Origin of the sequence: Rhizobium sp. 768_B6_N1_8 (genome assembly GCF_051811225.1) — a bacterium.
GTDB lineage: Bacteria > Pseudomonadota > Alphaproteobacteria > Rhizobiales > Rhizobiaceae > Rhizobium.
Window position 1 is genome coordinate 71242 of sequence record NZ_JBPWPV010000005.1, and the last position, 26396, is coordinate 97637.

A 26396-nucleotide genomic window follows, 5' to 3' on the forward strand; every position below is an offset into this window, starting at 1 on the left:
AGCTCTTGTCGGACTAATGATGCAATGTCGGCCGGGCGGCATGCCATGGTTACGAGCGTAGCTCGGGCGGACTAGACCGAGAACCACCGAGAATAACCATACGATCCTCGCCGTCATCGGCTCGTCGTTGGACATGATATGGACAAGTAGAAAACTACCCGCGCCTGCTCACCGGGCGGCGTCTCGAAGCGGACTTACAAACCCTGTCTGCCGGTGGGGGTATATCACGGAGAACATAGGCCGCGGCGGTATAGCGTCCCCGGGGAGCCGCACCGCCTGATCTTACAAAGCAGTTGGCTGCCGGTAAGGCCAGGATAGATCGTCACCCGTTCACGGAGATAGCTGGCGAACGGATCGATCACCGGTATTTGGCTTTCTCGGCTTGTAGGCGGCTGCCTTAAGCCCGGTTCGATGTATTCGCGAACCAACTTGGGACCTATATCGGTCTTCCTGACGATCGCCGATACCGACAGCCCTTGCCCATGCAATCCAGAATCATTTTTGTCTGTCTTAGCTTGATAATCGATCCCCACTCCGGACATCAGAAGCAGTATCGGTGACGAGGAGCCGGCGGTCTGCCGGGGCTTGCGCCGGAGACCATGTGACAATTGAAACTATCTTATGCGCATCTGTCATCATTTAACATCAGCGGTCTCCTATTGCGGGTAAATTCTCAGGAGATTTACGCATGGACATTGAAGCCCGTTCCGAAACTCAAGGAAATTATGATTCTGGTCGCAAACTCGGAACACATGAGCGCTTGCTTTATCTATACTCCCAGCAGCACCCTCGGCATTTCTGTATTGCAGCCGAAGTAATAGGCCAGCTGCGACCAGTTGAATTGCAAACGGCCCTGCAAAATCTGCAGGCACGGCACCTACCGCTGTGTCTGTTCATCCACGACGCAGAGGACGGGCCGCAGTTCGGAGTGCATCGCCACCCAATCCCACTCCGGTTGAAGAATGATTCGTCTGCCAACTGGCAAGAGCTGGTCGAGGAGGAACTGCGTACTCCTTTTCCAACAGACCTGGGACCGCTCATGCGGCTGACACTCCTATCGAACGCATATCCCCGTAATCGGCAGACGCTGATCCTTACCTTCCATCATGCGTTAGGTGACGGCTTATCCGCCATTGCGGTCCTAAACGACCTCATCGCGTTGTTGAACGGCAGAGATCTCCCAGCCCTGCCCCACCAGCCGCCGATCGAGGCACTTCTCGTGGCCTCCCCTCCAGATGCGATCTTGCGTGACAATGCACCGCCGGCCGGAATTCCCAGCATGCAGACCCTGCGAGAAATTTCAAAGCGGCCCCTATGGCGCGACTTTGCGACCGATCGGCCACGTGTCGATGCTCACAGGTTCACTACCCCGGAAACAGATACGATCGTCCGGGCGTGCAGATCGCATTCCGCCACCGTGCAAGGGGCGCTTTGCGCAGCCGTCGCGATCAGCTTAAGCGGTATCAAACGGCAAGAGACTCTAAGAGTAGTTTCACCGATCAACGTCCGCCAACGAGCAGGCGTCGAACGCCACGACATTGGTTTGTTCCTCGCGATCGGCTCTGTTTCTGTGAACGTAGATCGAGACACGGATTTTTGGGCCCTAGCTCGACAAATCAACGACGATCTGGCCACTGCGCGCTCCGAGAAAGGAGTTGTCGAATGGCTTGAACAGCTCGATCGAATGATCCCGCCGAAAGCAGACTCTGATGCAGCGTGCGGTTTAATCGGGGCCCTGGGCTATGATTCTGTTGTCAGCAACCTAGGCATCATCCAGCCAGACGAGCAGGTCGATGACGAACTTCGACTTTCCGCAATTTGGGGGCCATGTGTCGTGGGACGGTTGAATGAGGAATACACCATCGGAGCGGCTACGTTTGACGGGCGTCTGCATCTTACGCAGACGGGACCGGCACATGCCAGAGCACTCCTTGGACACATTCGGTCACATATTCTCATGGCCTGCGAAACTAACACGTAGAGATCGAAACAAGGGCTTCACGTGCTCGGATTGCGTTGGTCCCTTATGCAAATCGCAAGAATCGCGCGTCTTGGCTGCGGAAAACGCAGGGTGTTGAGTCCACGGTGCAGTGGCTGGTCACACGTTTAGAAAGAGCTTGGGTATGAATTTCTCGCTTTTAGACAATCCAATATGGAATTCTCTCAACTCTGATCATCGCTCTTTAGCTACGCTACATAAGTCCGCGGGGCGTTTCTCGCCAGACGTTTCTCCACTTGTTGGAATGCTTGACGGATCCGAGAGCTCGTTCAATGATCTTGCTCTCGTGCTTTCCGATGGGACTGGCGGTGGCACTTTTACTGCCTATCCAATTGCCGTTCCGGCCGGGTGGGAGGCGCGGCAGCGGGTGATCGACCAAATGGTCTGTACTGAGATAGCCGGAGTTAGGACAGATGGTGTCCGGCTATTGGGGGAGGCGGATGTTCCGGACATGCTGGAATTAGCCGCTGCCACGGAACCCGGACCGTTTGGATCAAAAACGATCTCATTCGGGCGCTATTACGGAATTCGAACGGACGATGGACAGCTCGCGGCAATGGCTGGCGAGCGCTTGGCACTCGACAGGTTCGTCGAGATCAGCGCGGTGTGTACGCACGCAGAATTCCGTGGCCGCGGCTATGCCAAATCACTTGTTTCCCTGATTGCCGCGAAGATATTGGAAGTCGGCAAGGTGCCATTCTTGCATGTCAAAACGGAAAACGAAGCGAGGATCGTTTATCAGAGAATTGGTTTCAACGTTCGTAAACCCATGCATGTGACTATTGTTAAGAAAATTTAGCCGGTCATGGCCAAAAAAGGCCGCGTGGCCGCAATCGTCTGGCGCGATTCGTAACTGCTTCCGACACCGCCGCCGTTGTCTCCGGTTAATAGACGATCCATTTCGTGAGCCGCAACGCGCACCTTCGAACGCGACTTGTTCGGATCCTAGCCCATCCCACGTCGCGGACGCTGACGCGACCGCCCGCGTCAGCTGAAGCGAGCTCAGGATCAGCTCTCTCGTCTCATTCGTTTCCGAGGCTGTCGAGCTGCGAATGTCAGCCGTTCCAAAAAGAATGCGTAAAGCCGCTGTTCATTACAGCCGTAACGCGCAAGCCAAGAAACGCAGTCGATCCGTAAGAAACCGTCCTTAATTTCCCGATCATCAAGCAGGCGGCACCCCGGAAATCGTCTTCGGACCGCCGCTTGAAACGGACGCGCCGCGCGGCGCGCCGACATCGTCCGCACTAATTTCAATCCGCAGGGAACCGCCGTGTTGCTCCTTGGTACAGGCGCTGCGATCATCGGTCAAAGGAAAGTACATGAACGCGAAAGTCGACCTCACAGCCCTGCCATTTGTCCGGTTCGAAAGGGACCAGACATGGTTTGACGCCATTCCTGGCGAGCGCTTGACGATCCGGGTCCACTCCTCCGAGACGGGTGGAAAGTTCTCCATTATGGAAAGCATTGCCGGCCACGGCACCGCAACCCCAGCCCATACCCATGTCGAGGACGAGGTGTTCCACATCCTCGAAGGCGAAGTGATCTTCTCGCTCGGTGGAGAGATTTCCGTTCTCACCGCGGGCGATGCGATCTACATCCCTGGCGGCACGCAACATGCTTGGCGCAACAGTGCCGGCACCCCGGCCCGCATGCTGGCATTCTTCTCGCCCGGCGGCGTCGAGCAGATGTTCACCGAGGTTGCCGGTCTCGAACTGCCTCAGATCGTCGAGCTTGCATCAAAATACGGCACCGTCATTGTCGGCCCGCCGATCGAAGCCTGAAATCACGGAAGAACAAAGAAAAAGCGCGGTGCCGGACGCCGCGCTTTTTCGCGGCGGTCATTGGTCCAAACAGCACTGACCGTGGCGACACTCGTCACCTCGATCAAAGGCGAGCAGGCCCTGATATGCCAGAGGGGCCGGGATCTCGGAGAGAGGGACGGCATCGAGCGAATATATCTCGGTAAATTCAACGCTTGACGCACAACCGGCGTTGGAAGCCGGACTGTTGTTCTCGCATACTCGTCTAGTCAAGGTACTTCGTGTTCCCGCCATCTAAACCAGTCTCAGCGGAAACTCCACTTTTCCCCGGCGTTCAGATTTCCAAAGATGCCCTGTTCCAGACGCTACAGCCGTAACCAGAAGGCCGCTTTCTGCAATGAGCCGGTTGCCGTATTCCCGTACTAACTCTGTGAAATCATCATGAGGTGTACAGATGCGTGACAGATTCTCCGCAGAATCCTTAAAGCAACCAACTCGTCCAAGGCTCTTCTTGGTCGCTGGAACCACCGGCCAGGCTGATGCTAAAGGGTTGTCGAAACCCTCAACCCTGTCACCCAAAACTTTTCTAGGCTCACCATCAGATTTGGCAAGCGAGTCTCCGGGGCTGAATGTTGCGTCCGCAGAACGTTCTTGGATGCAGACCGTGACTGCGGTATTACAAAAGTTCGAGGAGCGGCGCAGGAGGAAAGTTGCTATGCACGAACTCAGGGCACTCAATAGGCATATGCAACGGGATATCGGCATTGAACCAGGAACGCTTTGGCATGGCGAAATGCTAGGCTCACGTGACATGCGGGGCAAATGACTAAGGCCTGCAGATCTGGAAGGGGACCGCGCAGCCAGTCGATGCGCAAGCTGCGCAGCAGTCCAGGCGGTCCGGTCTGCAAAGCTTTCGAGGCGCACTGTTGACCGGCTGAGGAACCCGAAAGCCATCGTCGGCTATACCGGCATTTTCGCGGTATTTCCCCTCAAAGGGTAACAACAGAACTTGCGTTGTAGTTACCACTCGGCGTTTCTACAGCCGAAGCCGGATGTTAGATGATCGTGGCGCTGGCTTTCTCCATCGAACGGTCTAGACGCACATATCCGGCCGCCAAGCGGTGGATCGATGGCGCAAGCGCTGCCATGCTCGGCATGCGATTGGCCGCGATCGAAGCTTGAGCCGAGTCATGTGACTCGCCACCATTGCTCCGCGCATTAATTAGCATGTTGATCGTTCAATTGGAATCGGGGTCCCACGGCTGAACCCAAGGGCTTCAGCGGGCAGTTCACCCTCAACAACGCTTGCAATACGCCCTTATTTAGCTGGCGCCTCGGCGAAGCGGGCTTGCTGGGAGACAGGAAGTGATAAAGCGCGAGCACAGGCTCGCAATCTCACCTCTTGGAGCTTCCCGACGGAGTGGACGGTCGCACGGGTTTCCTCAATCGTTACATACCTAATCCAATTAAGCGATGTGAAACATCTTTGTAGCCTGCTCGGTCAACGATCCTCTAAATGTTTGAAAGGATCTTTCGATGACCCCCTCCTTAAAAGCTGTCCACACGCGCGCGCCGAAAGTAGTCACGATTGCCGAATTGGAGGCGGATCCCCACGGCGTATTCAAGCGACATAGGGGTAGCGGTCCATTTATCCAGCGCGACGACGGCGTGTATCTAGCCATCCGAGCGAGCGAGGTGAATTCGCTTTTGAATGATGAACTTGCTAGTCAGGTTGAACCCGAAGTGACCCAGGTACACGGCATAACCAAAGGCGCGCTCTTTAACTTCTGCAACAACGCGATGCTGACGTCGACTGGGGCGAAGTATGGCGCCTGGCGTGCGACGTTGGTTCGGACATTTACTTTCAGCATGATTGACGGTCTGCGGCCATGTGTACGTTCCTACGCGAACGAAATCATTGATCAGCATCAGGCCAAAAACCGGATGGAATTATTGAAGGACTATGCGTCGCTAATCCCGGCGCGCACGGCAGCGTTCGTATTGGGCATTCCGCGCGAGGACGAACCGAAATTCACTAGCCTTTTTAGCAAAGTCGCGAGAGCATTTGGTTACGCGGTTAGGCCGGAAGAAATTTTGAGTATTGAAAAGGCGGCACAGGAGCTCAACGATTATGTGGGAGCCCTAATAGAATTCCGTCGCCGCAATCCTCGAGGTGATTTCCTGTCCGAGTATGTCGCTGCCGTGGACGGCAAAAGTGAGCTGACCTCCCTTGAAGCGGTTATGCAGATCGTTTCCGTCATTCTGGCGGGAAGCAACGCAACGCATAACGCGATGGTTATCCAGACAGCCCTGTTACTTAAACACCGGACACAGTGGAATACGCTATGCGAGTACCCGGGTCTTGTTCCTAAGGCAGTTGTCGAGGCTCTTCGGTTCGAACCGCCGATCGCCTCCGCATGCTACCTCGCTCGAGATACCATTGAGATCGATGGACAAACACTTCCAGCCGGCGCGCTTGTCAGCCTCATGACGATTTCTGTTATGCGGGACGAGCAAATCTATCCCCACCCCGATCGGCTCGACATTCTCCGCGGCCAGCCGCGCTGGCATCCGATACTAGGTGGCGGCGTTCGCGGATTTCTCGGCGAAGCTTTAGCAAAGATCGAACTCGAGGAAGGTCTACTCGCTCTAATTACTCGACTTCCCGATTTACATGCGGATGGTGAACAGTTTCAAGTTAAAGGTCACACAGGCCTTCGACGCATATCCCCGCTTCATCTCCGTTGGAGTTGAATGGTTTTCGGCATGGATCACCCGGTTTTGATAGGCAGGACGAGAAGACAAGTTCGAGAGCATGGGCGCAAAGATGCTGCGCGAGGTCGCGTCGAAGACCCAATGACCCCGCCGGCGCGGCGCCACCACCACGACAGTCCTTGCCGCAAGCGTCGGCATTGATCATCCGAGTGCCGTCGAAGCCCGGTTCGCCAGATCGCCGAGAAAGTAGGCGCCGAGGGATCGATCGTGGTCGGCAAAGTTCGGGAGAGGTCCGATCTTCAGGTCAGCTGAAGCGCCCAAGCCGGCGAATATACCGATCTGTTTAAGATTTGCATTGGTCGACGCTGTCGAGCTTTTTCCGGCCCGCGCTCCATGATGCGAGGCGGTGATCGAGAAAAAACGGAAGAAACCGCACGGCTTCAACAGGTTACAAGTGTAACGAATTGCTGCAAGTTTGAAATCATTTACCGGGGCCAACAGGGTAACTCTGCATACGACATTGATTAGGGGATGGCATTCATGTTGAGAAGGCTAATTGGCTCAAGTGTTGCACTGCTGGTTATCTTTGGTCAGGCGTCGGCTCAAGAGCCGACCAAGGCTTCGGAATTTGACGATATTCTCGGCGCGCTTTCACAAGCAAAGCAAGTGACTTTAATCGTCGATTTCAGCAGTTGCAAAGATCCACAAGACAGCCCCGCGACACGGATACAGGCAGGATTGAGAATACAGAGCTTCATGGTCGTGGACGGTGACCAAATCGCGTTTTCTGACGCGCATACGGCTCTCGACAAAGACGGTAATCCCTTTACCGACTACGTCCGTTATCGCGTCAAACGGGAAGGTGTAGTCGAAATTCGCCATGATATGGTCCATGCCGGCGGTGCGGCTATCAAACCAGCCGAAACTTACCGCTGCGCCATTGGGAATGCTGCCCACTTCGTATGGTAATCGTCGTAAGGGAGCCAAACTCTGCCAATCGTCCTTTGGCGATAATTGAGGCGCGCCTTTAAACTGCAGTGGACCTTCTCCAGGGTATTACGCATCACGGCAGCTAGCTTGGAACTGAACTGGCGTTCGCCGTGTGCACCGAGTGTTCTCCTTTTTTCCGGGCGTTGTACGCCATTATTGATGAACAGGTGTTGGGGTCACACTATGACTGACAAGTCTACATGCTAGCAGAGCCTGATAAAAACCTCGCGCGCCCGCTACTTTGTCTCATGTCGGCGTCTGCGGGCGTGGCAGTTGCGAGCATTTATTACAATCAGCCACTCCTAAGCCTCGTCCGGGACAGCTTCGGTGATGGAGCCGCGCTAATAGTTCCGGCAATGACCCAGATCGGTTACGCGGTGGGCCTCTTCCTGCTCGTTCCACTTGGCGACAAGTTCGAGCGCCGTAGTCTTGTAACTGTACAATTTCTCGCTTTGACTCTCACGCTAATGGCGGTCGCCTCGGCACCGTCGATCGCGGTGCTTGCCGTCGCGTCGCTAGCCCTGGGCGCTTTTGCGACGGTCGCACAGCAAATCATCCCGCTGGCGACGCTCCTTGCCTCTTCATCGCAGAGAGGCAAGACCCTTGGGCTGATGATGTCAGGTTTGGTATCCGGCATTATTCTTAGCCGCGCTGTTGCAGGTTTCGTCGGGAGCTATATTGGATGGCGTTACACGTTCCTCGCTGCGGTCCCGATCAACCTGATAGCAGCAGGGACACTCTGGTTTAGCCTGCCATCCACGAAGTCGCAGGGTGTCCTGACTTACGGACAGCTCGTTGTATCGCTGCCGGAAATCTGGAAATTCACGCCCCCTCTTCGTCGGGCGTCAATAACTCAAGCGGCACTCTTCGGCTCCTTTAGCATTTTCTGGTCTGTCCTTGCGCTGCGGCTGGAATCCTTTGGGTACGGCACAAGCGTGGCAGGCGTTTTTGGTCTTGTTGGAGCACTCGGGATATTCGTGTCACCGATTGCGGGCAGGATGGCGGACAAGCATGGAACAACTGTTACCGTCCGTAGCGGCATCTCCCTCGTCCTCGTCTCCTGGCTTCTATTCATTGCAATCCCCAACATCTACGGGATGCTCCTCGGAGTCGTGCTACTCGACATAGGCGTGCAGATTTCCCTGGTTTCAAACCAGCATACGATTTTCGGGCTCGGGGAAGTCACGCGCGCTCGGATGAACACCATCCTCATGGGACTGACGTTCCTGGGTGGCGCTGTCGGGTCCGCTGTTGCGGGTGTCGTCTGGCAGTCGGGCGGCTGGTTTGCGGTCTGTGGAGCGGGCTTGGTATTTGCCATCGCCGCTGTTGCAGCTAGCGCGCTTACGCGCGACAGGATGTCCTCACGGCAGGGTGACGCTTGATTCATAAGAAGTCCGACCCTGATCAACAAGTCAGCCAAACCAAGAGAGCGGTGGTCGTGCCCAGATTGACCATTATGCTGTTCAGCGGTTGGGCATTCTTTCAGTATTATTCGCACAGCGTCATACCGCATGTACAATGAAGTCAGTTTCGAGTGTCGTGCGTAGGTGCACCGTTTGGCCGCGCGACCTCAACACCCAGCCTATGGCGCGGCTTCCATCCGACCAGCACAGGAATGCCGTTACACACACCACGCGCCTGAGTTTCTCAGCTAGCTCCAGCCGATTTGCTATGCCGCTGCGACGGCGGACGCTCCTATGCCTTGAAGGGACAGAAACCCCGCCCCTAAGGAAAAGCAAATCACGGCTCCCACGAAATCAGGAGACTAAGGGAGCGGTCTTTCGCCCTTCACAAGTGCCCTCGGAGCATGAGTTAGTTGACCTTCATCTGCGCTCCTCAACGATATTGCCCTGCGAAAACAATATCCTGGTCAACAAGGATATTGAATTCGTAGCCGGGCCGGATTTGCAGGGTCGGCTGCACATCCATATTCCGCTGTATCGTCCGGTCGGCCACTCGCCCGAAGGTCTCGGCGAAATTGCGCCTTGCCGCATCGGATGCCGTATCCTGTGTCGCGAGCGTCGAGCTCTGGGGCACCGCCATGTCGATGCCCGTTCCGATCAGCGCGATCATGACCGCGGAGCCGAATGTTTTGAGATAGTGGTTGTTCACCTTGTCGTTGAAGCCGCCGTAACCTTCCGCATCTGTGCCGGCCATGCCGCCGATCTGCAATGTCGAGCCGTTCGGGAAGATGATATCGGACCAGACGACAAGAACGCGGCTCTGCCCGAACGAAACCTTGCTATCGTAACGGCCGAACAGTTTCGTGCCCTGCGGGATCAGCAGGCGATTGCCTGTTGCGCTGTCATAGACATTCTGGCTGACCTGCGCAGTGATACGCCCTGGAAGGTCGGAATTGATGCCTGTTATCAAAGTCGCCGGAATAACCGAGCCTCGTTTCAGTTCGTATGGGGACTGCTGCGGCACGACACGGTTCGGTAAATAGCCGAGATCCTTGAGATCGGCATTGAAGAAGTCTTCTTTAGAACTCTGTCGGTTTGGATCGACGTTCTCTCCGCCCAGACCGGCGCGCAAGGCCGTGGAGAAAAGGTCGGACGCGTTCCCATTCGTGACGGCTGTCGTTGTCATCCGGGCCGCGGCAGTGTCATCTTTATCCGACCGTGCATCCAGCTTGCCGCGATCGATGGCAAGCGGGGCGTCATAGGCGGAGTCCCGGGCCTGCATCCGTGCCATCCGCTGACGCTGCTGCTCGCGCAGAACCTGCTCCTGTTGCTCGCGGGCGAGACGCGCACGCCACACCTCTTCCGATTCCAGTTCCGATCCACTTCGTTCAGACTTGTGCTCCGACTGAGGCGCAAAGGGATTGGCCGCCTTCTCTTGCGCCTGTTTCGTCTCGACCGGCGTCGGCTGGAACGTCGTCTGCGGCTGTGGCTCGCTAATGATGCCGTCGGTGACGCCCCGCTTGATCTGGTCGGCATAGGTCGAGGCCGGATTTCCCGAACTGGTGTCCGGGCCGCTATCCTTGCCGAAGTAAAGCCCGCGTGAGGAGAGCCCAAAGAAGATGATGCCGAGAAACGCGACCAACAGCACGATCACAACGATGACCGGCAGACGGTTCACCCGTCTGATGCCGGACGTGGCCTGACTGTTCGCGGCGCCACCAAGCTTGAGAGACTGCACCATGATGTTTCTCCTTCACCCGCGCCGCATGAGCGAAAGGGCGCTTGCCGGTGTCGCACCCGCTGTCGTCACTGTGTAGGCCCGGCCGAGTTCGACACTGCTCGTCGAAAGCCGCGCGAGCACCTGGCCCTCGTGAGGTACGATGACATAGGCGAGCGGAACGACGGCGGCGCCGCCATCCGTCTTCTGGTCGGTGACAACGGCATACCCCCATCCCTTCAGGGCTGCTTCGAGTGCCTGTCCGAATAGAGAACCATCCTGCTTAAGCGCAACGGTTGCCTTCCCCTGTCCGATCTGTTCGGCAAGACGGCTGACCATATCGCCCGCAATGGCACCCGCCGCGGGTCCGGAGATTTCTGGAGGTGCCGCGCTGTAGGCGAGGACGTTGGTGTCCATCGACTGGCATCCGGAAACGAGGATGGCGAGGGCAGTCGGTGCGGCGAAGCACCGGATCGGGCCCAGACGGTTTCCTCTGCGACGGAGGAGCTTCAGCATCACCGCCCTCCCCTGCTGATCGTCACCTTCTGCTGTTTCCAGCCGACGCCTGAGACGAGGACAGCGCGATCGATATTGTAATCGACCACCATCATATTGTTCTTCATACGATAGTTGACGATGCGGTTCTGTCCGCCAGAGACGACGAACAGAACCGGGGCATCCTGACCGGAAATCGACCGCGGAAACTGGATGTAGGTCTTTTGTCCATCCGAATAGACCCGCGTCGGCCGCCAGCCAGCACTGCCCGACACGGAATAGGCAAAGCTCAATTGTTCGGCGGGAACGCCGGCGCCGGGTATCGTGCTGGCTTCCAGCCGTGCGTTGACGTCGGCAAGTTTTGCCGAGACGTCCTGGGGATATTCGAACCCGACGCGCGCCATGTACTGCGTGGCATGTGATTTCAGCTGGATGTGATAGGTCCGGCGGGAAGTGGTCACGACCATCGACGTGACCAGACCCGGCTCCGACGGCTTGACGATCAGGTGGATCGCCTGCCCACCGGCCGCACCAGATGTCGCAGGTTCCACCTTCCAGCGCACAGTGTCGCCGACGAGCACATCACGAACGACCTCGCCACCCTGAAGCTCGATGTCGCAGACCTGCAGTGGTGAGCAGACGACGGAGGGTTGCACTTCGCCATAGAGGAAAATCACCTTTCCATCCGCTCCTTTCGTCACGAGGCCGCGGCTTCCGCGCCATTGTGTCGAAATCCCTATGCCTTTCGCCTCATTGGCGGTGACACCATCGGCGGCAACTGCGGGGGCGAAACCCATCAGCGGGAAAATGAGCAGCATGGCGGCGCTCGCAGTCAGCGTGGCCCGTATTCTGAAGTGTCTTATGTTCATGTTGGGAGCCATGCCTTTCAAAGCTGTGCAGTCCAGTCGAAGTCTCGGAGATAGAGACCGATGGGATTGAGGCGGATGACTCCCTCGTCCTGGGGCGGCGTCAAAGTCACGGTGGCGATCCCGCGGAAACGGCGAGTGGCGGTCTCCTTGCCACGGCGATCCCGTTCGAACTCGGTCCAGTCGATTTGGTAGCTCTGGTTTGATAGAGCGACAATGTTGTTGACCTCGATCGCCACCGTCGCGTTCTTCGCCTTCTCGAAGGGCGAATTCGAGCGAAACCACGCGTTGACCTTTTCCGTGGCGGGATCAGAAGTGCGCAGCAGCCCATAGGTCCGGTCGATATATTGCTTCTGCACGACCGCATCCGGCGTGACGGATCGGAAGTTCGACACGAAGCTGCCGAGCGTGGCGCGCACCACTCGCGGATCGGCATATTCGATCTGCTGCGGGAAACCGGCATTGACCGATGTGCCGAGCTTGTCGACTTCGACGATATAGGGGATCAGCTTGACTTGAGTGCTCTGATAGAGCGCGTAGCCAAAACCGACGACGGCCATGGTCATTCCGGCAATGCCGACGATGCGCCAAGCGGCTGCCGCTTTGACGTACGAGCCATAACGCTCGTTCCATTCGTTGCGCGCAGCGATATAGGGATTGTCTGGGATATTTTGTCCGGCCATTCTTTCAGCGTCCCGTCACTTGCTGTCGTTGATCGGCGTTGGTGGAGGCGGTGTGCCTGGCCGGCCGGATGGTTGATCGAGTTTGGCGTTGGCAAGGCCGAGCATCGATCCGGCATAGGCGCCGGGCGAACCAATCGCCTTTTCCTTTGCTGCCGAGCCGACGGCACCGGCGGCTCCGCCAATCCCGGCCTGCATGCCGCGCAGGGCCGCACTGGCGAGAGACGCGCCCCCTGCCCTTGCGGCACTGGCGGCCCCGAATCCTCTGTTGGCAGCGCCGATCGTCAGGAAGCCGGCGCCGAGTGCAGCGGATGCCGCTTGCCCGCCATGACGAATGGCTTCCATGCCGCCGCCTACCGATGCGCCCTGGACCACGCCCTGCAGAATGGGGGGCACATACATGGCGATGACGAAGACGACGACGGAGATGCCGGCAATCGCGAGCGTCGTGATGAATTGTTCAGAAGTCGCGGTTGGCGCCTCCGCCAGACCGAGAAGGATGTCCGAGCCGATCTTGGCGATCATCACCAGCGCCATCAGCTTCATGCCGACGGAGAAGGCGTAGACCAGATACTTGATCGCGAAATCCTTTGTATGGGAAGAGCCGCCGAGCCCAAGCATGATCATGCCGGCGAGCAGGCCGACATACATCTCGACCATGACGGCCACGAAGATCGCAGCGACCAGGCTGAACGACACCACGACCACCACCATGGCGAAGACGGCAGCGATCGCCAGCGCGTTATCCTCCCAGAGACCGAACTTCGCCTGTTCTGACATCTTCGTCGCGACACGAATGCCGGCATCGAAGATGTTGGCGGGAGATGCCGAGCCGCCACCAGCGCCGATCTGATAGAGACTGTCGACGACGGCCTTGGCGAACTCCGGTCCTCTGTCGAGAATAAAGGCGAATAGACCAATGAACATGATGCGTTTGACCAGTTCAGCAAACCAGCTGTCGAGCGAGGCGGCGTTGATCGCCAGCCATACCGCGGCGATCCCGACCTCGATGCCGGCGAGGATCCAGAACAAGGAGCGGGCTGCATTCATCACCGTCGTCTCCCAGCCCTTGGCGGCGGTGACGACGGAATTTTCGAGTGTGGTCAGGACCTGGCCCTGTTGTGCCAGCGCCGGCGTGGTCACCAGCAGGACGACCGCGATCGCAACGAACACCCGTTCGAGCGTGCGGGAAGACGGAGCGACTACCATCGCGGTTTCATCTCCTGGCCGCCGAGGATGTCGCGGTTGGCGTCTCCACCGAAGAACTCATCGCGATGTCGGCGCCGGTCTTCATCGGAGGAAGAGCCTGTCGCGATCGCGCCGGATCCCAAAACTGGCTCCGGTCGAAGCAAGACCGAGGTTATGACGCTTGCACTCGCCGCGGAGACGACCGCTACAAAAGCGATAATGACGATCAGACGGGTACTCACCAGCGTGGCTCCATTGTTTGGCCGCCCCTGATATCGCGCTCGGTCCCACTGAAAAATTGTTCGCGCCGCGCTTGCGCCAGATCCTTTTGCGCCTGTTCGGACTGGTACCAAGTCCCCATCATCGTCATCTGCTGGGAGACCAGACCGCGCAGTTTCTGCATCTGGGCGACCTGCTGCGCGGCGATCTCGTGCCCGACCTGCAGCGCCTTCATCTGGCCGTCGGATGATTCCGACATTGACCTGAGCTGCGACATGGTGCTCTCCTCGCTGGAGAACTGATCGGCCGTCAGATTGGCGGCCTTCAGGGTGCCGGAAATCGTGTCGCGATTGGTGTCGGACCAGTTTTGGTACGTGGTCGAGAAGCTCGCTCCGTCCGGCAGGTTGCTCTTCATCTCCGAAAAACTCTGGAAACGCTGTTTCAGGACATCATCGACATTGCCCATGGAGAAGGCGACGCCCTGGCCCTGGTTGACGACGGTCTGGAGGTTCTTCAGATCGTTCTCGACCTGGCCCCAGATATGGTTCGGTAGCTGCGCAGTGTTCTGCAGCATGTTCTTGTAAATGTTGAGCTGATTTTGAATCTGCTCGGCCAACTGCGAAATCTGGGTAATCTGGTTGTTCACCTGCTCGGTCGATTTGCCGACGAGGCTGATCAGTTCCGCATTGTTGGCGAGCTGCGTCCATTCCGTCGCCTGCCCCGTGACGCCGCCTGCTTGCACCGGAAGCGCGAGTGCGGAGGGGAGCGTGAGGGCCGCACCGAGCGCGGCGAGCAACATTCTACTTGATGGACAAAAGCGTTTCGGCATGGACGATCCCCCTTTGCTGGAGCCAATGGAGAGGCCAGGCGGCCCCATGTTCAAGATGCAGGGCGCGGATGCGCTTGAGGTCTTCCTTTCCGGACGCTCCGACAAAGGAGAGCGCGACGGCCCCGAGCGCCATGTCGAAGAGCCTGCGGCCCTCGGGAGAGACAACGTAATAGTCCCGCTTCGGGATTGCGGTCGCAACGATCTCGATCTGCCGTTCGTTGAAGCCGATGCGCTCGTAAAACTCGCGTGTGCCCGGCTCTCGTGCGGCACCATTCGGCAGGCAAATCTTGGTTGGGCAGGATTCCTTCAGCACATCGATGATGCCGGACCGCTCGGCATCAGAGATCGACTGCGTGGCGAGCACCACGGCGCAGTTAGCCTTGCGCAGCACCTTCAGCCATTCCCTGATCTTGTCCCGAAACACTGGATGGCCGAGCATCAGCCAGGCTTCATCGAGAATGATCAGGCTGGGCGCACCGGTCAGGCGCTTTTCGATGCGTCGAAAGAGATAGGTGAGCACGGGCACGAGATTGCGCTCGCCCATGTTCATCAGTTCCTCAATTTCGAAGCACTGGAAGGCGCCGAGCGCCAAACCGTCCTCTTCGGCGTCGAGCAACTGCCCCATCGGGCCATCGACGGTGTAGTGATGCAGGGCGTCCTTGATCTCACGCATCTGCACGCCAGAGACAAAGTCGGAGAGGGAGCGACCGCGCGACTCCGACATTAGCCCTGTTTGTCGGGAGATGGCGTTGCGGTAGTCCGGTGTGATCGTCACACCCTGCAGCGCAACCAACATCTCGATCCACTCGGAGGCGAAGGCCCGGTCGCCGTCGGTCGAGAGTTCCGCCAGCGGGCAGAAAGAGAGTGCCCTGACCTCGCCATTCGCCGACGGGCCGATATCGCCGCCGATCTGGTAATGGTCGCCGTCCAGCCCGAGTGTCAGCGGCAGCATCGAGCCCCCCTTGTCGAAGGCGAAGATCTGCGCACCGGCGTAGCGTCGGAACTGCGCTGCGATCAGTGAGAGCAGCGTTGATTTGCCGGAGCCTGTCGGGCCGAAGATTAGCGTGTGGCCGACATCGTCGACATGCAGGTTCAACCGGAACGGTGTCGACCCGCTTGCGACCTGCATCAAGGGTGGGGAAGCCGGCGGATAGTATGGGCAAGGTGCCACCGGACTGCCCGACCAGACGGAGTTCAGCGGGATGAGGTCGGCAAGATTGCGGGTGTTGATCAACGGCTCGCGGATGTTGGCATAGGAGACCCCCGGCAGGCTGCCGAGAAAGGCATCGGTCGCGTTGATTGTCTCGATCCGTGCGCCAAAACCTTCGGCCTGGATCAGGCGGCGGACTGCCTCACACTTCTCCTGTAGGTTTTTCTGGCCCTCATCGAAAAGTATGACGACCGGGGTGTAATAACCGTACGCCACAAGTTGCGACGACGCCTCGGCGATCGCATCCTCGGTCTCTGCCACCATGAGCATGGCATCCTGGTCGAGTGACCGCGACTGCGTCTGAAACAACTGGTCGAAGAATGGCCGCACCTTTTGTTGCCATTTCTTACGCGTACGCTCCAGCCGGGTGCGGGCCTCCTCGGCGTCAAGGAATACGAAGCGGGACGACCAGCGATAGGTGAGCGGCATCAGATCGAGACTGTTGAGTATTCCCGGCCAGCTTTCCGCGGGCAGGCCATCGATCGCCACCACGCCGAGAAACCGGTTCTCGACCAGTGGCGTCAGACCGTGCTGCAACTCGGCCGTCACAAGCCAGTCGAGATACATGGGGATCTCTGGCAGACGCACCGGATGACTTTCCCCGGTGATGCAGAAGCGGATGAACTGGAAGAGCTCGTCGTAGCGGGCGACGCGATGACCACCGCGCTCTGGCGTTTCGCGTGTCATCATCCGTCGGATCGACACGACATTGGCGAGATATTGTTCGATCTCGCGGATCGACATCAGAAAGCTTTCCAGCGCCTTGTCGGCATATGTGGCGGATCTGCTACCGATGTCCGAATAGACATAGCGCGTCAGTCCGGACCGCCTCGGTTCCGGTGGGCGCCAGGTCAGGATCAGCGCATGGCGGCTTTCATAATGCCCCCTCTCCTTCTGGAAATGCGCCCGCCGCTCCGCATCGATGGCGCGGGTGACCGGATCGGGGAAATGACTGGCGTTCTTCCCTGGATAATCGCCGGTCGGCACCCTGACAGCCTCGACCTGGATCATCCAACCGGAACCAAGCCGCGACAGGATGGCATTGATTTGTCGCGACACCTCGTTGCGCTCGGCGTCGGTCGAGCTTTCGCTGTCCGGTCCGGCAAAATACCAGCCGGCCATGAGCGAGCCGTCCTTCAGGAGAATGACGCCGTTGTCGACCAGCCCGGCATAGGGAACGAGATCGGCAAAGGACGGTCCGGACTGGCGGAAAGATTTGAGGGCAACCATGCCGTACCCCCTCAATACCTGCGCCACGGCGACGATGTGGCGCGGTAGAACGTCTTGTAGGAGATGTGCCTGACATAGACCCTTCGCATCAGCGGATCGGCCTTGGCCATTGATCGAAGGGCCGCGACCGTGATCAGCCAGACCGCGATGCCGAACAGAGCTGCGTACCAGGTCAGAACCACGAATATCAGGATGACGGCGGCAAGCGCCGTCAGCAGGACAAGCTCGCGATCGGCACCCATCAACAGGTTGGGGCGCGACAGCGCCCTGTGTACCCGCGATCGGATTAGGTTGGAACCGGCTTCAGCCACGGCCCTCCTCCCCTGCCACGGACAGCATCGTCTCTGGCACAGAGGCAACCGGATCAACACCGGCCTTGGCATGATACTCGCCGATCGAGGCGCCAGTTGCGCCGAAAAGCGCGACGATTTGTGTGGCGCCGAGCAGAACGCCGCCGACCAGGGCGACATAGCAAAGGCGACGGGCAAAATCGTTGAGTTCCCCGCCAAAAATCAGCATGGCGCCGGCAATCGCGACGGCGGCAAGCGCAATGAACCCGGCGACGGGTCCGGTGATCGACTGCTGGATCTGCTGTAGCGGCGATTCCCACGGAAGGCCGCCACCGCCCGAGGACGCCAATGCGGGCTCCGAAACGCTAAAGGAGATGGCAGCAAACATAATCGCTGCGAGAATGGGATAGGTGTTACGCGACATGGCTGTCCTCGTCGATCTGGGCATAATGTTCGGTCTGGTAGTGGTTGTTGCGGTATCCCTCGATGTGGATCACCTCGCGGACCCGCCTCCCCTTCCCTGTCCGCTCGATCGAGACGACAAGATCGACCGCCTCACCGATCACTTCCTGCATCGGCTGCTGGCTGGCCTCGGCGGTCAGTTGCTCAAGCCGCCGTAGCGCCGACATGGCGGTGTTTGAATGGATCGTGGTGACCCCGCCGGGATGACCGGTGTTCCACGCCTTCAGGAGGGTGAGCGCTTCTCCGTCGCGGACCTCACCGACGATGATGCGGTCGGGCCGCAGTCGCATGGTGCTTTTCAGCAACCGTGCCATGTCCACAGTGTCGCTGGTATGCAGGCACACTGCGTTTTCGGCTGCGCACTGGATTTCGGCGGTATCCTCGAGGATGACCATGCGATCGTCGGGTGCGCTCAAGACGATCTCGGCGATGATTGCGTTGGCGAGTGTGGTCTTGCCCGACCCGGTGCCCCCGGAAATGACGATGTTCATGCGAGCGTCAATCGCGCTACGGATGGCAGACGCTTGCGCCTCCGTCATCACCTTCGAGGACACGTAATCACTGAGCGGTATGAGACGCGAGGCGCGGCGTCGGATTGTGAAGGCGGGTCCGGATACGATTGGCGGAAGCAAACCCTCGAAGCGATGGCCACCAATCGGCAGTTCGCCGGAGATGATCGGGCGCTCGTCATCTGCCTCCGACTGCAGTGCGTGGGCGACACTGCCGATCACGACTTCCGCAGCCGCTGGCGTCATGACCCCGGCTTCGGCTACACCGTGACCGAGGCGTTCAATGAACAGTCGGCCGTCAGGGTTGAGCATGATCTCGACGACTGTCGCATCGTCGAGCGCTACGCAGAGCTGGTCGCCAAGTGCGTCCTGGAGTTTGCGGACAAGTCTTGTGTGGGAGCGAAGCTGGGTCACGCTGCGCTCCTCTCCGAATGATCATCAGTACGAGAGAGAGCGGACCGATAGTTCGATGGGCGAACCTGTTCGAAGCTCTCCTGATCCGCTGGAAGTGTGCCGGCAATGGCGACAGTGTTGCCAATTGCCACCGGTTCACCCAACCGCGCCATCGGCCAGCCTGCCCGGTTCAGGATGCGCTCGAAGCGAAGATCAGTGGCGGTAACGATCCTGTCGTAACCATTCGTCATCGACCATTCGATGATCCCAGCGAACATGGTGAGCGTTGCCAGGTGGAGCTGACCCCCTCCCCTGCCCACGGGCAGGGTCGTATCGACGCAAAAGCGGGAACTCTCGATCATCGCGCTGTTTGCATTGAGCGAACCATCACTCAAGAGTTGCGGAAATGTCAGCTCCAGCATGGTCGGGCCCACTGCGGGAAGAAGGCGTGCGCATCCCACAACCTTGTTGCCGACTGAGACGGCGAGGATGTAGGTCGGGTTCAGATCGTCGTACTGATCTCGCTCCCCACCATCGGTGACGGTTACGTCCCATTCAAGCCGGCCGCCGAACACGTCGGCGCGCAGCCGGTACATCTGCTTCAGAAGATTTTGATGCTCGACATATCGGTCGGGCGAGATGGTGAGAACCTGCATCCTTATCTCCGCGTGAACTTCGTCAGCGGGATGAAGATCATCTCAATCCACAGTTGGCCATCTGCAGATCTGCAGGCGGTGATTCTGGTGAGTCTGGGTAGCCGAGTTGTGAATCGAGCCAACATGAGGCGTGCTAAGCGCGCTGGATTTCTGCAGATCTGCAGTTTCCCCCGCGTTTACCTCTTGGGGTAATTCTGGCTAACTGTCAGTAACGTTTCGCAGATTCGGCATAGCTGCACCGATCGGGGTAATGTTGTTAACCCCTTGTTAACCTTATTTTCCTTGCCACGGTTTGGGAATCGGGCAATTGTCACGATAATTGGATCAAATTCCGAACAATATCGTGACTGAAGGCGAATAGCTAAATGAACGTGAAAATGGCCGCTTCGGAGAAAGTGACGAGTTTCGCGGATACCATCCTCGCACAGGGCGGGGATATATCCTCGAAGCTCGACATGCTGCGGCAAGAGAAATTTCCGCCCAACGCTCAGAAAACGCTTCGCCAATTTTCACTGGCGGAGGTCGCTGATTTTGTCGGCGTTTCGCAGAGCTACCTCAAGAAGCTGCACCTCCAGGGAAAAGGCGTTGAGCCGAGCACGACCTCGACCGGCAGACGCTATTATACGGCCGACCAAGTCAACGAGCTTCGTCAGCTTCTCGATCGCGTCCCGCATCGGCAGGGCCATGAGAAGCTTCAGGTCATTGCAGTCGTAAACTTCAAAGGCGGCTCGGGTAAGACCACAACCTCAGCCCATCTCGCCCAGTTCCTCGCCCTGAAGGGCTATCGGGTGCTAGCCGTTGACCTCGACCCCCAGGCATCGCTGACCGCGCTATATGGAATCCAACCAGAATTGGACGAGAAGAAGTCCTTTTACGAAGCGTTGCGATATGACAACGAGCGCAAGTCGATCAAGGATGTAATTCAGCCCACCAACTTCCCCAACCTCGATGTCGTGCCTGCCAATCTCGAACTGCAGGAATATGAGTACGATACGCCGATCGCTATGCAGCGCAAAGACTCGACTGCCGGCAAGATGTTCTACACCCGTATTGGCGACGCGCTGGCTGAAGTCGATGATCGCTATGACGTCGTTGTCATCGACTGCCCTCCCCAGCTCGGCTATCTCACGCTGACCGCGTTGACTGCAGCGACATCCGTGCTCATCACGGTGCATCCGCAGATGCTCGACATCATGTCGATGTCTCAGTTCCTTTTGATGCTCGGCGAGATCCTGAAGAGCGTCGAGGGCGTGGGCGTCGACGTCTCGCTTGATTGGTTCCGCTACTTGGTCACGCGCTACGAACCGACTGACATTCCGCAACAGCAGATGGTCGGTTTCATGCAGTCGATGTTCGCTCAGCATATGATGAAGAACCATATGGTGAAGTCGACCGCGGTTTCCGATGCGGGCCTTACGAAGCAGAGCTTGTATGAAGTCGAGCGCGCCCAGTTCACGGCTACGACATATGATCGCGCCCGCGAGTCGATGGATGCTGTTAACAACGAAGTCATCGAGCAGCTTCAAAAGGCTTGGGGGCGGCGCATTGGCTAATCAATTGTCAGCCGTACAAATGGCGAGATTTCGCAACGAAAACAGCAGTGTTGTCGAACACGGAGTGTGCTCGCATGGCGCGTAAAGACGTATTTGCCAACATCACCTCTCCTTCAAACGAAGTGACCGAGCGCAAGGCTACACCAGGCTATGCCACTCATGGTGCTTCGCGGTCCATGATCAGTTCGCTAAGCGAGCTTCGGGATAAGGTTGCGCAAGCGGAACAACATGTTCCTGGCGACACGATCATCGAGCTCAATCCTGAGCTTCTCGACTCCTCGTTCGTCTCAGACAGAATCGGTGTTGATGACATCGCTTACACCGAGCTGCTCGAAGCCATTCGGGAGCGCGGTCAGGATACGCCGATACAGGTCCGCCCTCACCCGACGGTCGATGGCCGCTATCAGATCGTTTTTGGGCATCGTCGTGCGCGCGCTGCAAAGGATCTCGGGCGGTCGGTCCGCGCTGTAGTCAAAGCAATCTCGGATGCAGACCATGTCATCACCCAGGGTCAGGAAAACTCCGCGCGTGAGAACCTCTCGTTTATCGAGCGGGCAATGTTTGCTCAGCGGCTGGTCGAACTGTCTTACGACCGCTCGACGATCCAAACCGCACTATCCGTCGATGCACCTATGTTGACGCGAATGCTGTCGGTGTCGGGTCGTGTTCCGGCTGAAATCGCGACTGCGATCGGGGCGGCCAAGTCCGTCGGCCGTGATCGTTGGACCGAATTCGCGCAGCAGATCGAAAGGCCGGCAACGCTGGAACTGGCGCGGACCCTTGTTGACGATCCGGCATTCTCTTCGCTCGCCTCCGATGTGCGTTTCGAGCTGTTGGCGAAAGCGTTCAAAAAAGCAGCGAAGCACGCAAAGCGCCCAAGCAACGCGAGCGAATGGCGCGCAGATGATTCGAGCGTGCGGGCAGAGTTCAAGGGTAGCGGGAAAAGCTACTCTATCGCACTGAAGGCAAACGACGCGGCAAGGTTTGGTCGGTTCATCGCCGAAAACCTCGATCGTTTGCATCAGGAGTTTCTGAAATCAACTGAAACAGAAGGAAAATAGCGGCAAAAGAAAAAGGCCCCCAAACGTCGCCGTCGTGGAAGCCTTCCTCATGTCTAAGCAGCCTGAGAATCGCATTTCCATGAATCGCAGTCAAGAGTCTTTGGCGCCAGTTTGGTGAGCGGATTTCCTTTGCCTTTAGAAAGGTGAGAGGGAAATGCAAACAGGAAATGTGACGACGCCGTTTGGGCGGCGGCCGATGACGCTCGCCTTGGTAAAAGGTCAGCTCGCAACGGCGAACATCAAGGCGGGAAAATCCGTCGATAAATGGAAAGTTTATCGCAGCGCATGCGAGGCGAGAACAATGCTGGGTGTGCGTGACCGTGCCCTTGCCGTCTTAAATGCCTTGCTGACTTTTTACCCGGAGCAAGAGTTGAGCGAGGAGAGCAATCTCATTGTCTTTCCTTCGAATGCGCAGCTGGCGATCCGTGCCAACGGTATCGCAGGGACTACCCTGCGTGAAAACTTGGCTCTTCTCGTCGAGGCCGGACTTATCCAGCGCAACGACAGTCCGAACGGCAAGCGCTACGCTCGCAAAGGCAGCGATGGTAGAATAGAAACTGCCTACGGGTTCAGCCTTGCGCCGCTCCTTGCCCGCGCAGAAGAACTCGCGGTGATGGCTCACCAGGTTGCCGAGGAGAGCCGGCGGCTACGCATTATCAAAGAGCGCATCACGATCGCGCGTCGCGACATCCGCAAACTCATCTCAGCAGCAATGGAAGAAGGTGCGGCAGGCAACTGGCATTCGGTCGAAGACGCCCTCGTGTCTGCCATCGCGCGCGTCAAGACGGCAAAGACAGCAGCGTCGCTCGAAGCTTGCCTCGACGAGCTGACGTTGTTAAGCGAGGAAGCTATCAACATGCTGGAAATTCAGCTTATTTCGATAAAATCCGACACCAATGATAACGGAAACCGTCACCACATACAGAATTCAAATACCGAATCCTTATATGAACTTGAACCTAGCTCTGGAAAAGAGCAGGGCGAGGGGACGGTGCTAAAACCGAGAGGGCCTGCCGAGCCGAAAAAGGCTTTCCCGTTGGGTATGGTGCTTAGGGCTTGCCCGCAGGTTTCAGATTACGCAACGGGAGGTATAATCTCGCATTGGCGGGACCTGATGACCGCCGCCGTTGTCGTGCGGACCATGCTCGGGGTCAGTCCGTCGGCTTATCAAGAAGCCTGCGATGCGATGGGACCGGAGAACGCCGCGGTTGCGATGGCCTGCGTCCTAGAGCGGGCTGGGCACATCAATTCACCCGGCGGTTATCTGCGCGACCTGACGAGGAGGGCAGCACGAGGAGAGTTCTCGCTTGGACCGATGCTGATGGCGCTGCTTCGGACGCAAGAGCCCGAGGGACGCAAGTCGGCATGAAGCACTCGCTCCGAGACGCACGTCACCCCGGTTTTGCGAGAATCGCTGCCATGATATCAAGTTGTCAGCCGTACAAACGGACGTTTTCGCCAATGAAAATAAAAGGATGCCTACGCGGTATGGCGTAACTATCGTAGGGCGTCCTGGCAGCCGGTTGGGGTATGAGGCGGGCCGATATTTGCTGGATAAGGGTTTCCAAAGAATCAAGTAAGGAAGAGACTTCACAGGTAACTCGTAAACGGGCAAAGGCTCGCTAGAGCCGTTCGGATATATGTAGGCCTCTAATGGAACCCGCTGAACGCGATATCAGCAATTATAGACCAGGTCGCGCCCCCGAAGGTCTGCCAGCACTGTGGGAAATAATGTCAGACACTGTAAATCACCACTTCATTCCGCAGTTCTACCTCAGAGGTTTTAGCGACGCTGTCGTTAAGCGGAAGGCGCAGGTGTTCGTGTTCGACCAATCGACAAAGAAGTCATTCCGCACGCTGGTCCGAAACATCGGAGCTCGCCGAAATTTCTTCCGCATCGAGGCAGAGGGATTTGATCCGAACCATGTGGAAGACGGCATGGCAGAAATCGAGGGTGAGATCGCCCCGCGCCTGGCTGAAGTGATCGAAACGAAAAGCTTCCCATCCGATGACCATTTCACCTCTGTCATGCTGTTGATGGGGAACGTGGCTGTCCGTAATCCCCGCTTCCGTTCGATGCTGGAAGACCTCCACATCCAAGTTGCCTCAGGCATGATAAGGATGTCACTTCAGGACAAGGATAGATACCATGACTCGATACGGCAGGCTCGCGAGGGCGGCGCCCCGATACGCGACGACATAGGCTACGAGGACATGAAGGGGTTTATAGATCGCGGTGAATACAGGATCGCAATCGATCAGACCTATCTGATCGGCTTGGAGCTCGACGCCGTTCCAACGATTGTTGAACAGTTGGCTCGAAGAAGCTGGGCGTTAGCATCGGCTCCTGCGGGATCGACCTTCACAACCTGTGACGATCCTGTTGTGCTGGCATGGGCCGATGGTAAGGATCAGGGGCCGTATTCACCCGGGTTCGGTCTTGAGGGAACCATTGTCATGTTTCCCATCTCGCCCGAGCTCGCCCTTATCGGTCTGTTCGTGAAGCAACCTCCGAACCGCGCATTTCGACGTGATCAAGTTGCCGACATGAATACAAGCATGGCGAAGAATGCAACAAAGCAGCTCTATGCCAGAGACGGCGAATTTGAGCTCCATACTCGAACAGAGTCCTACACCCGCGGCAAAGATCTGGTGGCCGCGCTGTGGCGGCAGGCTGCGGTGAAGGGTCAGTAGAATGGAACAGAAGAGAGAGCTGAAATTCGGCGACGATATGGTCGGTGCGCTCAACAATTGGGGCGAGAAGGCTTTGATCCCTGTGTCGATCGTTGGCGGAAAGCACATGGAACGACGCGAGGCAAACAGGGCTAAGTTCAAGGAAAACGACATCACGCTGACGGAAGCACACGCTTTTGCCTGCAGCGCGCTAATGAATCTTTTTTCGAGAAATGCCGGCAGGAAGATTAAGGAAGATCCTAAAGCGAGCAAGCAGATCAATTTGTTGTCACATTTCATGCAGGGCATCCATCTATGCGAAGAGGCGATCGTCGAGGGGCTCTACGTGCAGGCGGCGACCCTTCTGCGACAGGAGCACGAGATCGTCTCAGCTGTTCAGGAGCTCGGGATCGATAAGCGCAGAGACGGGAAGACGCCGCACGCCACGATCGGCGTTTTGAAGAATATGGGAAAAGTCTACGGTGACCTCAGCGGTGCCGCCCACGTTTCCCAGTCGGCACTTCTTCACGATATCGTAGAGATGGAGCAGGGTGAACTTCGTGGGCCATCGGCGTTCCCGATCTACCATCGCGACCTCGCCCGGAACCTATATTCGCTGCATGTCTGCTACATTGTGATGATCGGTAGGCTGACCAGCCAGATCCACGATGCCATCGGCCTTGACGGAGCGTCTGAGGACGAGGAGAAGATGCTTTACCATGCCATGGCGACGCTGGAAGGAGAGGGCCTCATTAATATCGAGGAGGCCCCCTTGGATAAGCCGATTGCGACGGTTGGCTAGGCCGAGCCTTCCACGGCCACCACCTGATTGTCATTGAGGGAAACGGGCGGCCTTTAGGTCGCCTGTTTTCGTTCATAAGCCTTGCCGATCCCACTCCCGCTGAAGATATCTCCGACCAATCTCGCAGAACTCGTGCCGTGTGGCTCCCAGCAGCCCCATTTGCCGAGCGACTGCGACTTTGCCGTCAAGGTTTGGATCGTCCGACCACCATTGCGGGCGCCCCATGCCTGGACTATGGCATTGAACACCCGCATCTCTGCCGTCGTAGTTTCGAAAAATCAGCTTGGAGCTATGGGCGGCGCCGTAGACCGTCATCAAGATATAATCGACCGAGAAGTCGTTCTCTACCGCGAGATCGGAGGATGAGTACTTGAGAAAATTGTACGGGTGCTGCAGGCCGGTGAACACCTCGTTTTCGAGATCTGGGGGGAGCTCTGCTTCTTTCAGCATATCTCGCACGCTGTTCAATCCGACGCTGGCGCGGCCCTTTCCTAGGATTTCCATGATGGCGGTCGCGGCGCTGGCGAGCACGTGAGCCGAGATCGGATCTTCGTCAATCAGGAATAGCCTGATCGATCTCCTGCCTGTTCAACCGAAGGTATTCGATGCCGGGGTTCTCCTCGGCGATCGGCAACGCCGCGGCGCGCTCGTCCAGCGACATTGTGGTCTTTCGGCGTGCCATATCTCGATTTCCTT

Annotated in this window: 26 protein-coding genes; 11 read left to right on the plus strand and 15 right to left on the minus strand. The window is 57.7% G+C overall.

What is annotated here, in order from left to right:
* Positions 1 to 688 precede the first annotated feature (688 nt).
* The 4 genes from AB8B33_RS38575 to AB8B33_RS38590 all read left to right on the plus strand — a co-directional run bounded on the left by AB8B33_RS38575 (position 689) and on the right by AB8B33_RS38590 (position 6513).
* On the plus strand, positions 689 to 1981 hold the full coding sequence (locus AB8B33_RS38575; RefSeq protein ID WP_439019456.1) for a condensation domain-containing protein: 1293 nt from the start codon (positions 689 to 691) through the stop codon (positions 1979 to 1981).
* 142 nt (positions 1982 to 2123) lie between these two features.
* A complete protein-coding gene (locus tag AB8B33_RS38580; RefSeq protein ID WP_439019457.1) occupies positions 2124 to 2798 on the plus strand; it encodes a GNAT family N-acetyltransferase in 675 nt (224 codons plus the stop codon).
* 520 nt (positions 2799 to 3318) lie between these two features.
* Complete coding sequence (locus AB8B33_RS38585) at positions 3319 to 3780, plus strand: cupin domain-containing protein (protein WP_131612034.1); 462 nt, start codon at positions 3319 to 3321, stop codon at positions 3778 to 3780.
* A gap of 1515 nt (positions 3781 to 5295) precedes the next feature.
* Positions 5296 to 6513: a cytochrome P450 gene (locus AB8B33_RS38590; protein WP_439019458.1), complete on the plus strand. Its 1218-nt coding sequence runs from the start codon at positions 5296 to 5298 to the stop codon at positions 6511 to 6513.
* Positions 6514 to 6675: 162 nt separating this feature from the next.
* Here the strand turns inward: AB8B33_RS38590 and AB8B33_RS38595 are convergent, their stop codons facing one another.
* Positions 6676 to 6972 carry a hypothetical protein gene (locus AB8B33_RS38595; RefSeq protein WP_439019459.1) on the minus strand — a complete coding sequence of 99 codons (297 nt, stop codon included), beginning with the start codon at positions 6970 to 6972 and terminating at the stop codon, positions 6676 to 6678.
* A gap of 42 nt (positions 6973 to 7014) precedes the next feature.
* Between AB8B33_RS38595 and AB8B33_RS38600 the strand changes: the two genes are divergently transcribed.
* Together AB8B33_RS38600 and AB8B33_RS38605 are read left to right on the plus strand one after the other, a co-directional pair.
* Complete coding sequence (locus AB8B33_RS38600; protein ID WP_439019460.1) at positions 7015 to 7443, plus strand: VirK family protein; 429 nt, start codon at positions 7015 to 7017, stop codon at positions 7441 to 7443.
* 269 nt (positions 7444 to 7712) lie between these two features.
* Entirely contained in the window at positions 7713 to 8846 is a 1134-nt protein-coding gene (locus AB8B33_RS38605) for an MFS transporter (RefSeq protein ID WP_439019501.1), read from the plus strand.
* A gap of 454 nt (positions 8847 to 9300) precedes the next feature.
* On the opposite strand, the gene trbI is transcribed toward AB8B33_RS38605, so the two are convergent.
* Genes trbI through AB8B33_RS38665 form a run of 12 tightly spaced genes read right to left on the minus strand, consistent with a single transcriptional unit; the run spans position 9301 to position 19611 of the window.
* A complete protein-coding gene (gene trbI, locus AB8B33_RS38610; RefSeq protein WP_439019461.1) occupies positions 9301 to 10608 on the minus strand; it encodes an IncP-type conjugal transfer protein TrbI in 1308 nt (435 codons plus the stop codon).
* A gap of 12 nt (positions 10609 to 10620) precedes the next feature.
* On the minus strand, positions 10621 to 11100 hold the full coding sequence (gene trbH, locus AB8B33_RS38615; RefSeq protein WP_439019462.1) for a conjugal transfer protein TrbH: 480 nt from the start codon (positions 11098 to 11100) through the stop codon (positions 10621 to 10623).
* Positions 11100 to 11948 carry a P-type conjugative transfer protein TrbG gene (gene trbG, locus AB8B33_RS38620; RefSeq protein ID WP_439019463.1) on the minus strand — a complete coding sequence of 283 codons (849 nt, stop codon included), beginning with the start codon at positions 11946 to 11948 and terminating at the stop codon, positions 11100 to 11102. Before trbG ends, trbH begins: the two co-directional genes overlap by 1 nt.
* Positions 11949 to 11965: 17 nt before the next feature.
* Positions 11966 to 12628, minus strand: a complete 663-nt coding sequence (locus tag AB8B33_RS38625) for a conjugal transfer protein TrbF (RefSeq protein WP_439019464.1) — start codon at positions 12626 to 12628, stop codon at positions 11966 to 11968.
* A 15-nt stretch (positions 12629 to 12643) separates the two neighbouring features.
* A complete protein-coding gene (trbL, locus tag AB8B33_RS38630; protein WP_439019465.1) occupies positions 12644 to 13834 on the minus strand; it encodes a P-type conjugative transfer protein TrbL in 1191 nt (396 codons plus the stop codon).
* Positions 13828 to 14055 carry an entry exclusion protein TrbK gene (gene trbK, locus AB8B33_RS38635; RefSeq protein WP_439019466.1) on the minus strand — a complete coding sequence of 76 codons (228 nt, stop codon included), beginning with the start codon at positions 14053 to 14055 and terminating at the stop codon, positions 13828 to 13830. Before trbK ends, trbL begins: the two co-directional genes overlap by 7 nt.
* Positions 14052 to 14861 carry a P-type conjugative transfer protein TrbJ gene (gene trbJ / locus AB8B33_RS38640; protein ID WP_439019467.1) on the minus strand — a complete coding sequence of 270 codons (810 nt, stop codon included), beginning with the start codon at positions 14859 to 14861 and terminating at the stop codon, positions 14052 to 14054. Before trbJ ends, trbK begins: the two co-directional genes overlap by 4 nt.
* Positions 14833 to 17301 (minus strand): conjugal transfer protein TrbE, encoded by a 2469-nt coding sequence (locus AB8B33_RS38645; RefSeq protein WP_439019468.1) that lies wholly within the window; start codon positions 17299 to 17301, stop codon positions 14833 to 14835. Before AB8B33_RS38645 ends, trbJ begins: the two co-directional genes overlap by 29 nt.
* 11 nt (positions 17302 to 17312) lie before the next feature.
* Positions 17313 to 17612, minus strand: a complete 300-nt coding sequence (locus tag AB8B33_RS38650) for a conjugal transfer protein TrbD (protein ID WP_439019469.1) — start codon at positions 17610 to 17612, stop codon at positions 17313 to 17315.
* On the minus strand, positions 17605 to 18015 hold the full coding sequence (gene trbC, locus AB8B33_RS38655; protein ID WP_439019470.1) for a conjugal transfer pilin TrbC: 411 nt from the start codon (positions 18013 to 18015) through the stop codon (positions 17605 to 17607). The genes AB8B33_RS38650 and trbC overlap by 8 nt, the downstream gene beginning before the upstream one ends.
* Positions 18005 to 18976 carry a P-type conjugative transfer ATPase TrbB gene (trbB, locus tag AB8B33_RS38660; RefSeq protein ID WP_439019471.1) on the minus strand — a complete coding sequence of 324 codons (972 nt, stop codon included), beginning with the start codon at positions 18974 to 18976 and terminating at the stop codon, positions 18005 to 18007. The genes trbC and trbB overlap by 11 nt, the downstream gene beginning before the upstream one ends.
* Positions 18973 to 19611: an acyl-homoserine-lactone synthase gene (locus tag AB8B33_RS38665; RefSeq protein ID WP_439019472.1), complete on the minus strand. Its 639-nt coding sequence runs from the start codon at positions 19609 to 19611 to the stop codon at positions 18973 to 18975. Before AB8B33_RS38665 ends, trbB begins: the two co-directional genes overlap by 4 nt.
* Positions 19612 to 19976: 365 nt before the next feature.
* Here AB8B33_RS38665 and repA point away from each other — a divergent pair, with 365 nt between their 5' ends.
* From repA to AB8B33_RS38690, 5 genes are all read left to right on the plus strand, one after another.
* Positions 19977 to 21164 carry a plasmid partitioning protein RepA gene (gene repA, locus AB8B33_RS38670; RefSeq protein WP_439019473.1) on the plus strand — a complete coding sequence of 396 codons (1188 nt, stop codon included), beginning with the start codon at positions 19977 to 19979 and terminating at the stop codon, positions 21162 to 21164.
* A gap of 74 nt (positions 21165 to 21238) precedes the next feature.
* The gene (gene repB / locus AB8B33_RS38675; RefSeq protein ID WP_439019474.1) at positions 21239 to 22225 is read left to right on the plus strand and encodes a plasmid partitioning protein RepB; all 987 of its coding nucleotides are present in this window, start codon (positions 21239 to 21241) and stop codon (positions 22223 to 22225) included.
* Between the two features lie 154 nt (positions 22226 to 22379).
* Positions 22380 to 23594 carry a plasmid replication protein RepC gene (gene repC / locus AB8B33_RS38680; protein ID WP_439019475.1) on the plus strand — a complete coding sequence of 405 codons (1215 nt, stop codon included), beginning with the start codon at positions 22380 to 22382 and terminating at the stop codon, positions 23592 to 23594.
* A gap of 362 nt (positions 23595 to 23956) precedes the next feature.
* Positions 23957 to 24919: a DUF4238 domain-containing protein gene (locus AB8B33_RS38685; protein WP_439019476.1), complete on the plus strand. Its 963-nt coding sequence runs from the start codon at positions 23957 to 23959 to the stop codon at positions 24917 to 24919.
* 37 nt (positions 24920 to 24956) lie between these two features.
* Positions 24957 to 25700: a hypothetical protein gene (locus AB8B33_RS38690; RefSeq protein ID WP_439019477.1), complete on the plus strand. Its 744-nt coding sequence runs from the start codon at positions 24957 to 24959 to the stop codon at positions 25698 to 25700.
* Positions 25701 to 25772: 72 nt separating this feature from the next.
* On the opposite strand, the gene AB8B33_RS38695 is transcribed toward AB8B33_RS38690, so the two are convergent.
* Positions 25773 to 26231 (minus strand): hypothetical protein, encoded by a 459-nt coding sequence (locus AB8B33_RS38695; RefSeq protein ID WP_439019478.1) that lies wholly within the window; start codon positions 26229 to 26231, stop codon positions 25773 to 25775.
* A 22-nt stretch (positions 26232 to 26253) separates the two neighbouring features.
* Positions 26254 to 26382, minus strand: coding sequence for a hypothetical protein (locus tag AB8B33_RS38700; protein WP_439019479.1), 129 nt, complete (start codon positions 26380 to 26382; stop codon positions 26254 to 26256).
* Between the last annotated feature and the right edge of the window lie 14 nt (positions 26383 to 26396).

Excerpts from the sequence above, each read along its gene's own strand:
- AB8B33_RS38600 (WP_439019460.1), top strand. The coding sequence starts at position 7,015 with ATGTTGAGAAGGCTAATTGGCTCAAGTGTTGCACTGCTGGTTATCTTT.
- repC (WP_439019475.1), top strand. The coding sequence starts at position 22,380 with ATGCAAACAGGAAATGTGACGACGCCGTTTGGGCGGCGGCCGATGACG.
- AB8B33_RS38580 (WP_439019457.1), top strand. The coding sequence starts at position 2,124 with ATGAATTTCTCGCTTTTAGACAATCCAATATGGAATTCTCTCAACTCT.
- trbI (WP_439019461.1), bottom strand. The coding sequence starts at position 10,608 with ATGGTGCAGTCTCTCAAGCTTGGTGGCGCCGCGAACAGTCAGGCCACG.
- repB (WP_439019474.1), top strand. The coding sequence starts at position 21,239 with ATGGCGCGTAAAGACGTATTTGCCAACATCACCTCTCCTTCAAACGAA.
- AB8B33_RS38575 (WP_439019456.1), top strand. The coding sequence starts at position 689 with ATGGACATTGAAGCCCGTTCCGAAACTCAAGGAAATTATGATTCTGGT.
- trbG (WP_439019463.1), bottom strand. The coding sequence starts at position 11,948 with ATGAACATAAGACACTTCAGAATACGGGCCACGCTGACTGCGAGCGCC.
- AB8B33_RS38605 (WP_439019501.1), top strand. The coding sequence starts at position 7,713 with ATGTCGGCGTCTGCGGGCGTGGCAGTTGCGAGCATTTATTACAATCAG.
- AB8B33_RS38645 (WP_439019468.1), bottom strand. The coding sequence starts at position 17,301 with ATGGTTGCCCTCAAATCTTTCCGCCAGTCCGGACCGTCCTTTGCCGAT.
- AB8B33_RS38700 (WP_439019479.1), bottom strand. The coding sequence starts at position 26,382 with ATGGCACGCCGAAAGACCACAATGTCGCTGGACGAGCGCGCCGCGGCG.
- AB8B33_RS38625 (WP_439019464.1), bottom strand. The coding sequence starts at position 12,628 with ATGGCCGGACAAAATATCCCAGACAATCCCTATATCGCTGCGCGCAAC.
- AB8B33_RS38685 (WP_439019476.1), top strand. The coding sequence starts at position 23,957 with ATGTCAGACACTGTAAATCACCACTTCATTCCGCAGTTCTACCTCAGA.
- AB8B33_RS38665 (WP_439019472.1), bottom strand. The coding sequence starts at position 19,611 with ATGCAGGTTCTCACCATCTCGCCCGACCGATATGTCGAGCATCAAAAT.
- repA (WP_439019473.1), top strand. The coding sequence starts at position 19,977 with ATGAACGTGAAAATGGCCGCTTCGGAGAAAGTGACGAGTTTCGCGGAT.
- trbC (WP_439019470.1), bottom strand. The coding sequence starts at position 18,015 with ATGTCGCGTAACACCTATCCCATTCTCGCAGCGATTATGTTTGCTGCC.
- trbJ (WP_439019467.1), bottom strand. The coding sequence starts at position 14,861 with ATGCCGAAACGCTTTTGTCCATCAAGTAGAATGTTGCTCGCCGCGCTC.
- trbH (WP_439019462.1), bottom strand. The coding sequence starts at position 11,100 with ATGCTGAAGCTCCTCCGTCGCAGAGGAAACCGTCTGGGCCCGATCCGG.
- AB8B33_RS38590 (WP_439019458.1), top strand. The coding sequence starts at position 5,296 with ATGACCCCCTCCTTAAAAGCTGTCCACACGCGCGCGCCGAAAGTAGTC.
- trbL (WP_439019465.1), bottom strand. The coding sequence starts at position 13,834 with ATGGTAGTCGCTCCGTCTTCCCGCACGCTCGAACGGGTGTTCGTTGCG.
- AB8B33_RS38690 (WP_439019477.1), top strand. The coding sequence starts at position 24,957 with ATGGTCGGTGCGCTCAACAATTGGGGCGAGAAGGCTTTGATCCCTGTG.
- AB8B33_RS38585 (WP_131612034.1), top strand. The coding sequence starts at position 3,319 with ATGAACGCGAAAGTCGACCTCACAGCCCTGCCATTTGTCCGGTTCGAA.